General features: G+C 66.9%; 12 protein-coding genes. 8 read left to right on the top strand and 4 right to left on the bottom strand.

All coding sequences use genetic code 11. The features are described from left to right. Positions 1-100 precede the first annotated feature (100 nt). Together LE416_RS12150 and LE416_RS12145 are read left to right on the top strand one after the other, a co-directional pair. Positions 101-415, top strand: a complete 315-nt coding sequence (locus tag LE416_RS12150; RefSeq protein ID WP_225049251.1) for a DMT family transporter — start codon at positions 101-103, stop codon at positions 413-415. 79 nt (positions 416-494) lie between these two features. After that, a complete protein-coding gene (locus LE416_RS12145) occupies positions 495-1,223 on the top strand; it encodes a nitroreductase family protein (protein WP_225049249.1) in 729 nt (242 codons plus the stop codon). 695 nt (positions 1,224-1,918) lie between these two features. Here LE416_RS12145 and LE416_RS12140 read toward each other — a convergent pair. Then, positions 1,919-2,362, bottom strand: coding sequence for an Rrf2 family transcriptional regulator (locus tag LE416_RS12140; protein WP_225049248.1), 444 nt, complete (start codon positions 2,360-2,362; stop codon positions 1,919-1,921). A gap of 171 nt (positions 2,363-2,533) precedes the next feature. Continuing rightward, positions 2,534-3,382: an NAD(P)H-binding protein gene (locus tag LE416_RS12135; protein WP_225049247.1), complete on the bottom strand. Its 849-nt coding sequence runs from the start codon at positions 3,380-3,382 to the stop codon at positions 2,534-2,536. A 219-nt stretch (positions 3,383-3,601) separates the two neighbouring features. Between LE416_RS12135 and LE416_RS12130 the strand changes: the two genes are divergently transcribed. From LE416_RS12130 to LE416_RS12115, 4 genes are all read left to right on the top strand, one after another. After that, positions 3,602-3,937 (top strand): PadR family transcriptional regulator, encoded by a 336-nt coding sequence (locus LE416_RS12130; protein WP_225049242.1) that lies wholly within the window; start codon positions 3,602-3,604, stop codon positions 3,935-3,937. Then, the gene (locus LE416_RS12125; RefSeq protein ID WP_225049238.1) at positions 3,930-4,862 is read left to right on the top strand and encodes a DUF1129 domain-containing protein; all 933 of its coding nucleotides are present in this window, start codon (positions 3,930-3,932) and stop codon (positions 4,860-4,862) included. The genes LE416_RS12130 and LE416_RS12125 overlap by 8 nt, the downstream gene beginning before the upstream one ends. A gap of 111 nt (positions 4,863-4,973) precedes the next feature. After that, on the top strand, positions 4,974-5,672 hold the full coding sequence (locus LE416_RS12120; protein ID WP_225049236.1) for a DUF2087 domain-containing protein: 699 nt from the start codon (positions 4,974-4,976) through the stop codon (positions 5,670-5,672). Next, positions 5,665-6,006 carry a GIY-YIG nuclease family protein gene (locus LE416_RS12115; RefSeq protein WP_225049234.1) on the top strand — a complete coding sequence of 114 codons (342 nt, stop codon included), beginning with the start codon at positions 5,665-5,667 and terminating at the stop codon, positions 6,004-6,006. The genes LE416_RS12120 and LE416_RS12115 overlap by 8 nt, the downstream gene beginning before the upstream one ends. 125 nt (positions 6,007-6,131) lie before the next feature. Here the strand turns inward: LE416_RS12115 and LE416_RS12110 are convergent, their stop codons facing one another. Further along, on the bottom strand, positions 6,132-8,627 hold the full coding sequence (locus LE416_RS12110; protein WP_225049232.1) for a hypothetical protein: 2,496 nt from the start codon (positions 8,625-8,627) through the stop codon (positions 6,132-6,134). A 211-nt stretch (positions 8,628-8,838) separates the two neighbouring features. Here LE416_RS12110 and LE416_RS12105 point away from each other — a divergent pair, with 211 nt between their 5' ends. Further along, positions 8,839-9,288: a hypothetical protein gene (locus LE416_RS12105; RefSeq protein ID WP_225049230.1), complete on the top strand. Its 450-nt coding sequence runs from the start codon at positions 8,839-8,841 to the stop codon at positions 9,286-9,288. Positions 9,289-9,490: 202 nt separating this feature from the next. Here LE416_RS12105 and LE416_RS12100 read toward each other — a convergent pair whose 3' ends face one another. Then, entirely contained in the window at positions 9,491-10,216 is a 726-nt protein-coding gene (locus LE416_RS12100) for a hydrolase (protein ID WP_225049229.1), read from the bottom strand. A gap of 401 nt (positions 10,217-10,617) precedes the next feature. Here LE416_RS12100 and LE416_RS12095 point away from each other — a divergent pair, with 401 nt between their 5' ends. Further along, entirely contained in the window at positions 10,618-11,373 is a 756-nt protein-coding gene (locus tag LE416_RS12095; RefSeq protein ID WP_225049227.1) for a DeoR/GlpR family DNA-binding transcription regulator, read from the top strand. Positions 11,374-11,808: the final 435 nt, after the last annotated feature.

Genomic DNA, 11,808 nt, shown 5'->3' with positions numbered 1-11,808 from the left:
AGGGGCAAGGTAATTCTTCTGCCGCCGGGCAGGCACCGCGTCGACATCCTCAGGCCAATGGGATGTCGGCGCGGTGCGTTTTTTTAGGAGTGTGTTGAACATGGCTTGGTTGTATCTGATTGTTGCGGGGCTGTTCGAGGTGGTGTGGGCGACGTGCCTGAAGCTGTCGGCCGGCTTCACGCGGCTGGGCTTCGCCGCCCTGACGGTGGCGGGGATGCTGGTCAGCTTCTGGGGCTTGGCGGAGGCGACGCGGCGGCTGCCGATGAGCCTCGCCTACCCGGTGTGGACCGGCATCGGCGCGGTCGGCAGCGTGCTGGTCGGCGTGGTGCTCCTGGGCGACCGGCTCAGCCCGCTGACCTGGGGCTTCGTGGTCCTGCTGGTGGTCGCCATCGTCGGCATCAAAGTGACAAGCTGAACGACGAACACGCGGTTGCGGGTTGTCGTTCGGGTTCGTCGGTGTTAAGTTAGGACTATCACCGATTTTGGAGGCCATCATGGACACAATTGCGTTGAACCACCGCAGCATTCGCCGCTTCAAGGCGGCATCAGTCGACTACCAGGCGCTCGAGGACGTGGCGCGGGCCACCGCCTCCAGCGAGTTCCTGCAGTCGTTCACCCTGATCCGCGTCACGGACAAGGCGCTGCGCGAGCAGATCGCGGCGATCTCCGGCAGCGCGGTGCTGCAGGGCGACAACGGCGAGCTGTTCGTCTTCGTCGTCGACTGCGCCCGCGACATCGCGCTGGCGCCGACCGGCAGTGACGTGCACAACTTCACCAACTGGAACGCCTTTTTGGCCGGGTGCTTCGACGCGACGCTGGCGGCGCAAAACGTGCTGGCCTGCGCCGAGCGGTCGGGGCTGGGCGGGGTCTTTCTCGGCAGCATCCTGAACGACCCGCAGCGCATGATCGACCTGCTGCACCTGCCGCGTCACACCTTCCCGCTTCTGGGCCTGATGGTCGGTGTGCCCGACGAGGCACCGCAGCCCAAACCGCGCCTGCCGCGCGCGCTGACGGTGGGGGAGAACGGCTACCCGCAAGGCGATGTGGCCCAGGTGCGCGCCTACGACACCGCGGTGGCGCACTACTACGCCAACCGCGGCGCCGACGCGCGGGACGAGTCCTTCACCAGCCTGGTGCAGCGCCACCTGACTGCGGCGGTCCACCACCGCGACGAGATCGGCGCCATCCTCGCGCGGCAGGGGTTCGTGCTGCCGCAGGATTAGCAGGGGATTAATGTCATTAATGCACTGATGACCGGTCGCGCCGCCTGCGCGCGTGGACGCGGCCGTTGGTCAAGACGGCGGGGGCGCTGAAATGCCCCCGCCGCCTTTTTGCAACGCAAGGGCCTTCTCGTGCCTTTGAAATAAATTGAATGCGCTTACTCTTGACGCTTTATAACGGGGGGGTACAATCGAGCCGGACATCCATGGCGGCGAATACTCGGTTTGAAGAACTGAAATAGTGGAGGAGGAAGCGCATTGACAAAGCGAATGCGGGTTAGCAAACCAATGGCGCGTAATATCTTAAACGTCGGAACAGTGGTCGTTATTTCGCTCGGTTTTCTTCTGTACGACGGTTTTTTCCCGGGCTCAAGCTTAATCTGGCCCTTCCTAGTTCTCACGAGCGGCCTCTCTTTGTTGGGCTGGTTTGTTAACCGGTGGATTAGTCACAGTTGTTTGCCCGATAAGTGAGACGACGGTACGGATTAGGCAATGGCCAAGTCGACCACGAGCGGCTCGGCTTGGTAACCGATTGTGAGACTGCACCGCGTCGCCGTATTGTCCGGCGCCATAGATGCGGTCTGTGGTCGCCCAGCATTGGCACGCAAAAAAGCGCAAACGAATAGCCGCGCAGGCGTCCTCGGATGCCTGCGCGGCTGGTTGTCTTGGCCTAGTGTCATCGATTCGCTGCCCGCCGGCTACCCCGGCAGCTGCCCGGCGGCCCGGGCGCGGCGGGTGATGTCCGCCGTCAGCTGGTCCAACGTCACCGCGGCCATCGCGGTTTCCGCCGCGTCCTGAACCGCGGCGTAGGTCTGGTCCAGCGTGGCCTGAATGTTGGCGCCGACCGGGCAGCGCGGGTTGGTTTTGACGTCGACGTGCAGCAGGCGGCGGTCGCCCTCAAGCGCCCGGTAGACGTCCAGCAGCGTGATCGCGCTGGCGGGGCGGGCGAGCGTCGGGTTGGCGGCGCCGGGCTGGCTGTTGATCAGGCCGGCCTGCACCAGCGCGGCCATCAGGCGCCGCACCAGGCTGGGGTTGCTGTCGATGCTGGCGGCGATGGCGGCGCTGGACAGGTCGCCACCGGCAAAAATGGTGATGTAGGCGAGAATGTGCACGCCGTCACTGAGTTTGTGTGAGTATTTCATAGTCGCTCCTTGGGTTGTCTCGCCTATCATAACGCAGGCGGCCGCCGGGGGCCAGCCCCGGGGCTGCCGCGTCGCCCGGTTGGGCAGCGGCCGCCGCGGGCGCGACGCGAGATTCGGGTGGCCGGCGCGGCAATCGTGTGACCGGTGGCCGCTGTCCGGGCGCTCGCGGCGCTACTCGCCCAGCACGTCCTGCACGGCCTCGGCCAAAGGCGTCAGCGGGCGGCCGAGCACCTCCGGCAGGTCGTCGGTGGTGCCCGCCAGCTGGTTGTCGCGGATCAGGCCCTGCAGCATGCCCATCACGGCGACGTTGGCCTCACTCATGCCGGCCTGCGTCAGGCCGGCCGCGTACTCGGCGGCGGTCAAGTCGCGGACCGGAAAGTCGCCCGGCACCGCGGCGGCGAGGTCGGCGTAGGTGCGCGGCGCGCCCGAGAACTCGTAGATGGCGCGCGGTTCGGCGCTGGCCAGCACGCGGGCGGCGGCTTCGGCGTACTCCTTTTCAAGCGCCCAGCCGACCAGGCCCGCGCCCCCTGCGTAGACGAACGGCTTGCCCGCCGCGGCCGCCTTCAGCTGGTGCGCCTCGTTTTCCAGGTACCAGTTGTTGCGCAGGAAGGCGTGGGGGATGCCGGCGGCTTCGATCGCCTTTTCCGTGGCGGCGTGGTCTTGAGCCAGCGGCGTCGTGGCGGTGTCGGCGTGCGGGAAGCTGGTGTAGGCGATGAAGCCGACGCCGGCCTGTTTAGCGGCTTCGACGACGTTCTCGTGCTGGGTCAGGCGCGGCACGGCGGCGCCGGGCTGGCTGGAGATGAAAAGCAGCCGGTCGATGCCGGTCAGGCTTGCGGTGAGCTGCGGCACGTCGGTGTAGTCCCCGGGGCGCACGGTGACGCCGGCGGGCAGCACGGCCTTGGCGCGATCAACGTTGCGGGCCAGGGCGACGACGTTGGGTGCGCCGACGAGGTTGGTGAGGGTGCGAACGGCGGCCTGGCCGAAGTGGCCGGTGGCGCCGGTGATGGCATATGTGGTCATAAGCAGATCTCCTTTGTGGTGTTACTTTGTAAGTAACTTGCAACTCTTATTGTAACAGCAAGCGGCGGCGCGTCAACCCCCGGTGGCCGGATCGATGGGAAAAACCGCGGCGTGCCGGTAACGCCCGCACATAAATTTTTTCGTCGGGCCGGCTTCCTTGCTTGACAAGTTAGTTGCCCAGACTTATCCTTGCAGTGCAAGTTAGTGGGAGGTGAGGGCATGCGCAGGCTGCCGACACAGTTGTTGAAGGGCACGCTCGAGGGCGCGCTGCTCGGCGTGATCGCGGGCGGTGAGACCTACGCCTACGAGATTCACCAGGCGCTGGTCGCCGCCGGGTTCGGCGAGGTGGCGGACGGCACCATCTACCCGCTGCTGCTCAAGCTCGAGCACGGCGGGCAGATCGAGGGCGTGCGGCGCGCCTCGCCCAGTGGGGGACCGCCGCGCAAGTACTACCACCTGCTGCCGGCGGGCGCGCAGGCGCTGGCGGACTTCACGGCGGATTGGGACCAGATGGCCGACGCGATGGCCAAGTTGAGGGAGGCACACCATGAGTGAGACTAAGCACAAGCACGAGGAAACCACGGCCGAGGCCGCAACCGGGACCGAACCTGAGTCGGAAGGTGTCCGCGCAACTGGAACCGCATCCGAGGCGGACACCGCCCGTGCGGCCGTAACCGAACACGACCCCGCGGCCGATCCGGACGCGCACGCCACGCTTTTGCCGCGCAACCAGGACTACTACGACCGGCTGGCGGCGTACGTGACCGACGCGATCGGCGTCGACGGGGTGGCGGCCGATTCGACGCTGGCCGAGATCCACCGCGACCTGCTGCAGGCGCAGCACGACGGCATCGGCGCCGCCGACTACTTCGGGCGCGACCCGCAGGCGATCGGCGACGACATCGTGGCCAACCTGCCGCACCGCAGCCGACGCGGCTGGGTGATTCTCGGCGTCGTCGCCTGGGCCGTGGCCTTTTTCCTCGGCGGCTGGCGGGCCATCATCGAGGATCCGGCCCGGGTGCCGGTGGGGACGCTCGCGCTGCTGGCGTTGCTGTTGCCGCTGGCGATTCTGGCGATCACCGCCTGGCACCGCCGCAGGACCTTCACGCGCAAAAAGGTCCGGACGTCGTTTCTGACCATCTTGCTGGCGGTGCAGCTGGTGGTGCTGCCGCTGTCGGATGCCGTGCCGCACTTCGGCCTCGTCGCGGTGCCGGCCTGGTTCGCCGTCGCCGCCGGGTTCGGCCTCGCGGCGCTTTTGGTCGGCTTCGCCATCTGGCTGGGCCTGCACTCCTGGGTGTTCGCCGCCATCGTCGGGGTCCTTGCGACGCTGTTCGCCTACCCCGCGGCGGACGCGCTGGGCACGCTGCCCGGCTGGTGGGGCCGACTGATGATCCCGCTGATGCTGGTCGGGCTGACGCTTCTGGTACGCGCCGGCGACTGGCTGCTGCCGACCAGGTGGCAGGCCAAGGACCGCGAGTAGGGCATGGCCAGGGCGTCTCGCCGGTGGTGGGACGCCTTTTTGCTGCCGTTTTGGCCGAAAAACGTTTACATATACCGTAAACACGGGTACACTTCGAGCAGGAGGTGCGAGATGACCAACACAATCGAGGACTGGCGGCGCGGCTTCCACCGCGAGCGGCGCACGCTGGCCTGCAACTACTGCGACGCGCACGAGCCGCTCACCACCGCCGGCGAGCGGGCGCTGACGGCGCACATCGAGGCGGCGCACGGCGGGGCGCTCGCCGCGGTGCTGGCCGCGCCGGACCGCGCCAACGCGCTGACGCCCACCCAGCAGACACTTTTGACCGCCTTTGCCGAAGGCGCCAGCGACCGCGACGTCGCGGCCCAACTCGGCCTGGCCGCGGGCACGGTGCGGCACCAGAAGTTCACCTTCCGGCAAAAGGCGGCGCAGGCCAGGCTGTACCTGGCGCAGTTCACCGCGGCCTTCGGGGCGGACGCGGGCGAGTCGTCGCTGGTGGCCGTGCCGGCGGCGGCCGCTGCGCTTGGCATCACCGAGGCCGACTACGCCGCGGTGATCGCCAAGCACGCGCGCTTCGGCGACAGCCTGACGATCGCCTGGCCGCGGGCGGAGAAGGCGCGGGTCTGCCTGTGCCTGCGCCTGTGCGAGGAGTTCACGCCCGGTCAGCATTACAGCGGGCCGGCGGTGCGCGCCGTTTTGGTCGCGGCCAACCCCGACTACGCGATCCTGGCCCGTTACCTGGTCGACTACGGCTTCCTGGCCCGGACGCCGGACGGCCGCGATTACTGGAGGATTTTTACCAATGAATGACGAAGCGAAAAAGGCCGCGCGCCTGGCCTACAAACTGGCGCCCGTCGAGTACGGCGTGATTCAGATCGAAAACACCGTGAACCACCGCCGCTTCATCGCGGCGGTGCCCAACATCAGGAACCGCTGGACTTACTACCGGCTGAACCTGGAACGCGGCGCCTACCACGACACGCTGATGCAGGCCGACTGGGACGCGATGGGCGAAGACGCCTTCGCGTACTCGGTGCTGTGGCACGACAAGACCGATGACGTCGTGAACATGCGCGCCACGCTGAAGGACCTGGCCGCCGAGTGGGAGGCCAGGGTGCAGCCCGAGTACCACCGCTGGCGGTAGGCCGCCGCGGCGGGGGACCCCAGCACACGGCTGAGCGGACCGGTTGACCCGGCCGGATGGGGCCCGGCCAACACGAACAATGCCCACCCCGGCGTCTGCCGGGGTGGGCATTGTTCGTGTTGGCACTAGCGCTGCATCGGCTTGCCGTCGAGTTCGGCCTTCATGGTCGCTAGGTCAGCGCCAAGCGTCGGCTGCCACGTGACCTGGTGGCCGTCCTGGAACGGCCCGGTCCAGGGCTGCAGCGTGATCTGGTCGCCGGTCAGCGTGTAGGGCACGTTCCAAGTGGTGCCGACCGCGTCTTCAAAGCTCAGCTTGCCGCCGGCCGCGGTGACCTTGGCCGTGATGACCGCGAAGTAGTTGCCGGGATTGGTGATGCGCACCTCGCTGCCGCTGAGGAAGTAGCCGTATGGCGAAAAATCGTGCACCAGATTCTGCGGTGCTAGGTTCTGATCCATCGCTTGGCTGGCGTCCACGCCGTCGAACTTGTCCGGCTCAATCCGAATCGTCTTGCCCTTGAGCGCGGCGTCCAGTGCCGCGGCGGTCGAGGCGGCGTCGGGCTTTTTCTTGGCGGCCTTTTTCTTCGTTGCCTTCTTTTTGGCCTGATCATCCGTTGAGGCGTGCCAGGAGAACAGCTCTTGATTGTAGGTGATGGCCGCGGTGGCGAGCGGGGCTTGGCCCCACAGCTTCGGCAGCTCGGACTCGCCCTTGAGCTCCGCCACGAAGTCGCCCTCGATGCTGGCGTCGGCACGGGCGCTGGCAGCCGGTGTGACGGCATCCAGCTTGAACCCGAAGCTGGCATCGGCGTCCACCTGAAGGCCGGCAAAGGCGGACACGTCGACTGGGGACAGAGCGCTGGCAATCACCAGCTTGGTCTTGGCGTTGAGCCCGGCGCGGGCGGTGGCGGACAGGTCCAGTTTGCCGCTGCCCTCAGCGGAAAATGCGTGGGTCAGCTTGAGCTTCTTGCCGGAGGCGGCCGTGAGGTGGGCCTCCTCGCTGATGCCGAGGTCGAACGTGGCCTTAATCTTGCCGGAGGCCTCGATATTCAGGCTGACTGGAATCGCCACCGTCACGCCGGGGGCCGGGGTGGGCACCACGATCTCGCCCAGCGGCAGGCCGGTCTTGAGCTTGGCCAGCTTGGCGGAGGTGTCGGCGTCAGCGGACAGCGTGTAGGCAAAACTGTTGGCCAGCTTCATGTCCTCGTCAATGGACGCCTTGTAACGATGGGTCAGGAAATCGTAGTGGTAACTTGCGGTGACCCCGCCGGTGGCGGCGAGATCGTTCTTGATGCTGACGGGGTTGCTGGCGTCTTTGACCTTGGGGTACTGGTAGGTCAGCCGATGGTGCTTGGCGTCATCGAGTTTGTAGGCGACGTCCACGTCCAGCGTGGCCGACCAGCCGGTGTTGGTCAGCGCGATTCCCTTCGCCGGGGTCCCGGACACAGCGACCGCTGCGGCCGGGATGAAGACGGCGTCTCGCATGTTGGCGGTGGCGCCCGGCGCGTCGACGGACGCCAGCACCCGGTCGACCGGGGCGTCGGTCACGGTCAAAACGGTGCGGTCGCCGTTTTGGCTGACCGCGGTCACCCTGGCCACGGCACCGCCGTAGTTGTAGCCGAACGGCGGCACGTACAGGGTGTCGCCGACGCGGTAGTCGCCGGCGGCCGCCGCGACCGTGATCCGCGCGTGCGCCGGATCGATGCGGTAGGCGGCGCCTGCGGGCAGCGTCTGCGCTGTGCTCTGCAGCACCAGCTCGCCTGCGGGCTTGGTGATCGCCGTGCCCAGCTTGACCTTGCCCGTGGCGGCCTGCACGGTGTAGCCGTTCCTGCCGCCCGGTGTCAGCGTCGCCTTCAGCCCCGGCGCCTTCAGGGTGTAGCGGTGGGACGCGACGAGGCGGGTGGTCAGGACGTGGTCGCGCAGTGCGACTTGGCGGGCCGCCTTGGTCTTGGCGTCCGTGATGGTGACCGGCCCGGTGACCTGGCCCAGTCGCGCGCTGAAGGCGGTCAGCCCGCCGCCGACCTTGGTGTAGGTCACGCGCGTCTTGAGCCGGTAAACCGTGCCGTTCAGCGTGAACTCGGCGGCGCCCTTGTCGGCATCGGCCGCCTGGGCGGGCTGCGCCTGCCACAGCGCCAGCCCACCGCCGAGCGTGCCGATCAAAAGCAGGACGGCCGCACCGCGGCGCCGTTGCAGCATCCAGAAACCGCCGCCAAGCAGGGCGACGACGCCCACCGCGCCCAGGGCGATGACCGTCACCGACGGGCCGCGCCGGGAGTAAGCGACGCTCGCGCCCGCCTTTGTCGTCGCGACCTTGTGCGTCTTGGCGTCGACGGTGAACGGCAGCGCCTGCTCACCGCCGAGGCCGAACTGGGCGATGTGCCAGGTCAGCTTGCCGGACTGCTTGGCCAGCTTCTTCGGCAGCGTGGCCACCACCGTGACGTCGCGGTACGTGGCGTTTTGCGTGTTCCTGAGCACCAGCCGGTAGTGGCCCGCCTTGCCCGTGGCCACCACCGCGGACTGCAGCGGGGCCGTGGCGGCCCGAACCGGCCGCGGCCGAGTGACGATTGCGACGGCGACCAGCGCCGCCACCAGCAGCGCCATCCGCCAGGCGCGTTGAATTGATTTCATCCCATACTCCTCCAAATCCTGTTACTGTCTAGTATCATGACGGCTTTTGGCCCGGCACGCAACCGTTGCTGACGTGCAAAAAAGCGGAAGCGGGGTCCAACGCCCACTGCATGGCGCTTGCAAGGGTGTACCTGATACGACAGAAAAATGTCGGCGTTCCCTAGCACATTAGCGCCGCCGCCTTGTTTACCCCGTGTGAGGAGGCGGTGACATGGCAGAGGAGTTCATGATCGTGCTGACCGGGACGACGGGGGAGGTGCGCCTGTACAACCTGGCGGACGCGGCGCTGACGTGGCCACAGGTGGCGGCGCTGGCGCGGGCGCTGTGCACGATTCCGGTGTTCGAACCGGCGGCGGAGGAGGGGTGCGGTGGGGATGCCGACTCGGCGGCTGGCACGCGCGACGGTGCGGTGGAAGCGGGGACGGGCCGCGGCGGGGCTACCGACTCGGCGGGCGGCGAGGGGCACGACCGAGGCCGCACGGAAGGGGCGCGGGCGGTGGCCGCCGAGGTGCTGAGCCGCACCGCGGCCCAACAACCCAAGACCACCGTGCTGACGGCGCTTGCGGTCAACGCCGTGCCGGCCCCTTCGGAACTCGCGGCGGCGGGCTGGGAGCTACGTGAGGCGACTCGTCGGGTGTGGGCGGCACCGGACGCGCGGTGAGGGGGCGTGAGTAGGGTGGTTGGGCCGCGCGACCGCTGCCGCCGAGGCTGCCCCGCCGAAGTTGCCGTCGCTGGCGCCCCTTCCCCGCCACCCGGCGTGGCAGGCGGGGCCGCGCTGCACCCGGCTCAGCGAGACGAGACACGAACAAGGCCCAGCACCGGATTTTTCCGGGCTGGGCCTTGGTTGCTTCTATTATGTTGGCTTACAGGATGGTGACGACCGCACTCAGGACGCCGGCCGACGGAATCTGGTTGTTCGGCATTGCGACGTCGATCTGGTGCGGGTTGCCGGCGGCGAAACCACCGGTGTCGTTGACCGTGCGGTACAGCGTCTGGCCGTTGGACATCTGGATTTTCACCCGGGTGCCGCGCGGCAGGACGGAGAGGTTGGCGGCGATGCCGCCGTAACCCATGCTGGAGCCCAGCACGGCCGGGTCGTAGAAGGTCACGCGGAACGTGCCGGCGGAGCGACCGCTGGTTGCGGTGTAGCTGGTCTGGGTCGCGGTAGCCGAACGAGTAGCGGCGGCGCGGGCGGCGACGGCCTTGGCTGCGGCTGCTTTCTTGGCGGCTGCGGCGGCCAGGGCGGCCTTCTTAGCGGCGGCTGCCTTCACGGCAGCGGCCTTTTTGGCAGCGGCCAAGGCTGCTGCCTTCTTCTTGGCTGCGGCTTCTGCCTCGGCCTTTTTCTTCGCGGCGGCCGCGGCTTCGCGCTTCTCCTCGGCGACGGCGTATGGGTTCACGCCGACCTTGAAGCGGATCGCGTGCGGCTTGGCCTTGATGGCCTGAACGGTGACGAGGTTCTCTGCCGTCTGTGCGGCAGCTGGTGTGTTATTGGATGCTTCGAGTTTGTACGCCGTGGCGGTTGGCTGTTCGATCGCCTCGACGGGCTGAATCCCGGCGTAGACGGCGAACGCGGCGCCTAATGCCATCATGATAATGATGGCGATTATATTGGCTTTTGAGGTTTTGATAGAAATCACTCCTACTTTTCTGTTAAGGTTCCCCCGGTAACTGACTGCAGTATATCGAGGCGGTGTGTCACCAGAGTGCCATTGTGTTTACAAAAATCGGAATTTTTGAAACAATGTTACCTCTTCGTAATATAACAGGCGTGAAATTTTTCTGTAAGCGGGCCCAGCCCGATTTTCATGAAAATTGGGCCACAAATTGTCAAATATGTTGTTTTTAACCTGGCACGCCCCACCCGCACGAAAATGAGCGGGCAAATTTGGGCTCACGCCCCCGCCCGCTTCTGCCGGCCGACGGCGGGCGGCAACGGGTGGGGCCAAAATCATGTATAATGAGCATGAATAATTGGCCGGAGGGGATTAGTGTGACAATGTACCGAGAAAAGCGTTTTTCCGAGATTAAGCGCCTGCTCGCCGAGCGCAAGGAGCTGAGCATCGAGGACGTGATGGCGGCCGTCGGCGTCTCGCGCGACACCGCCCGCCGCGACATCGTGGCGCTGGCCGCGGCCGGCGCCGGGCGCCGCACCCGCGGCGGCATCGTGTCCTTGACGTTCGGCCACACCGTGCCCAGCTACTCCGAACGCCTGAAGCTTTTTTCCGAAGCCAAAACCGCGATGGCCAACCGGGCCGCCGACCTGATCAAGCCCGGCGGCGTCTACTTCATCGACGACTCGACCACGCTGCTCAAACTGTCGCAAAGCCTCGACGAAAGCGTCACGGTCTACACCCACTCGCTGGACAACGCGATCGCGCTGTCGGTCAAAAGCGACGTGACGCTGCGCATCCTCGGCGGCAAGCTCAACCACCACGGCCGCTTCTTCTTCGAGCCGCGCAGCCTCGACCTGCTGTCGCGCATCGCCTTTGACGCTGCGTTCATCGGCGCCACGGCGATCGCCCAGGACGGCGTCTACTTTCCGTACGCGGACGACGCGGAGGTCAAGGCGACGCTGGCCGGCGCCGCCCGCCAGGTGGTCGTGGTCTCCGAGACCCAGAAGTTCCAGATCCAGGCCCCGTATCGCGGCTTCCCGCTTGCGGCCATCGACACGCTGATCACCGACCGCCCGCTGACGGCTTCGGAGCGCCGCTGGTTTGACCCGCACACCACTTTGTTGCACGCGTAGCCGGGGAACTGTCGCGGGCTACGGTCCGGGGCCGTTTTGGACTGTGCGGCCGGTCTTCGCCCGAGACGGGCTACGACCTAAAAGTTGAGCCAAGCGTCGCCTGCGGCTCCTCTGCTTGTCTCAACTTTTGCCGGGACTAGCAACGCGCCAGCCTCGCCCAACCCGCGAGTCTGCCGCGTTGCTAGTCCTTTCACTGTCCAAAACGGCCCCGGACCTCCGCCCGCTACATTGCGGTTGGGTGCACCGGATTGGCGGGAAGCAGCGGACACCATACCAATCCTCGTGCCGTCGAACAAAACCGCGCGACGAGGGGTTGACCTGCTGTGACGCCGGCGGAGGGCCCCGGGACGGGTCGGGCCGTGAAAGAATCGGCGGCCCGGATGACCCGCGGGCTTGGCGGGGCATTCGCGCTGCCGATTCCGGCAAAAGTTGCGA

Source organism: Lacticaseibacillus kribbianus, from assembly GCF_020180945.1.
Lineage (GTDB): Bacteria > Bacillota > Bacilli > Lactobacillales > Lactobacillaceae > Lacticaseibacillus > Lacticaseibacillus kribbianus.
Note: the sequence above shows the minus strand (reverse complement) of the source record. Positions and strands in the feature narration are given on the sequence as shown.

Bases quoted from the DNA above. Each gene is read 5' to 3' on its own strand.
- LE416_RS12150 (WP_225049251.1), top strand. From the start codon at position 101: ATGGCTTGGTTGTATCTGATTGTTGCGGGGCTGTTCGAGGTGGTGTGG.
- LE416_RS12145 (WP_225049249.1), top strand. From the start codon at position 495: ATGGACACAATTGCGTTGAACCACCGCAGCATTCGCCGCTTCAAGGCG.
- LE416_RS12140 (WP_225049248.1), bottom strand. From the start codon at position 2,362: ATGAAATACTCACACAAACTCAGTGACGGCGTGCACATTCTCGCCTAC.
- LE416_RS12135 (WP_225049247.1), bottom strand. From the start codon at position 3,382: ATGACCACATATGCCATCACCGGCGCCACCGGCCACTTCGGCCAGGCC.
- LE416_RS12130 (WP_225049242.1), top strand. From the start codon at position 3,602: ATGCGCAGGCTGCCGACACAGTTGTTGAAGGGCACGCTCGAGGGCGCG.
- LE416_RS12125 (WP_225049238.1), top strand. From the start codon at position 3,930: ATGAGTGAGACTAAGCACAAGCACGAGGAAACCACGGCCGAGGCCGCA.
- LE416_RS12120 (WP_225049236.1), top strand. From the start codon at position 4,974: ATGACCAACACAATCGAGGACTGGCGGCGCGGCTTCCACCGCGAGCGG.
- LE416_RS12115 (WP_225049234.1), top strand. From the start codon at position 5,665: ATGAATGACGAAGCGAAAAAGGCCGCGCGCCTGGCCTACAAACTGGCG.
- LE416_RS12110 (WP_225049232.1), bottom strand. From the start codon at position 8,627: ATGAAATCAATTCAACGCGCCTGGCGGATGGCGCTGCTGGTGGCGGCG.
- LE416_RS12105 (WP_225049230.1), top strand. From the start codon at position 8,839: ATGGCAGAGGAGTTCATGATCGTGCTGACCGGGACGACGGGGGAGGTG.
- LE416_RS12100 (WP_225049229.1), bottom strand. From the start codon at position 10,216: ATGATGGCATTAGGCGCCGCGTTCGCCGTCTACGCCGGGATTCAGCCC.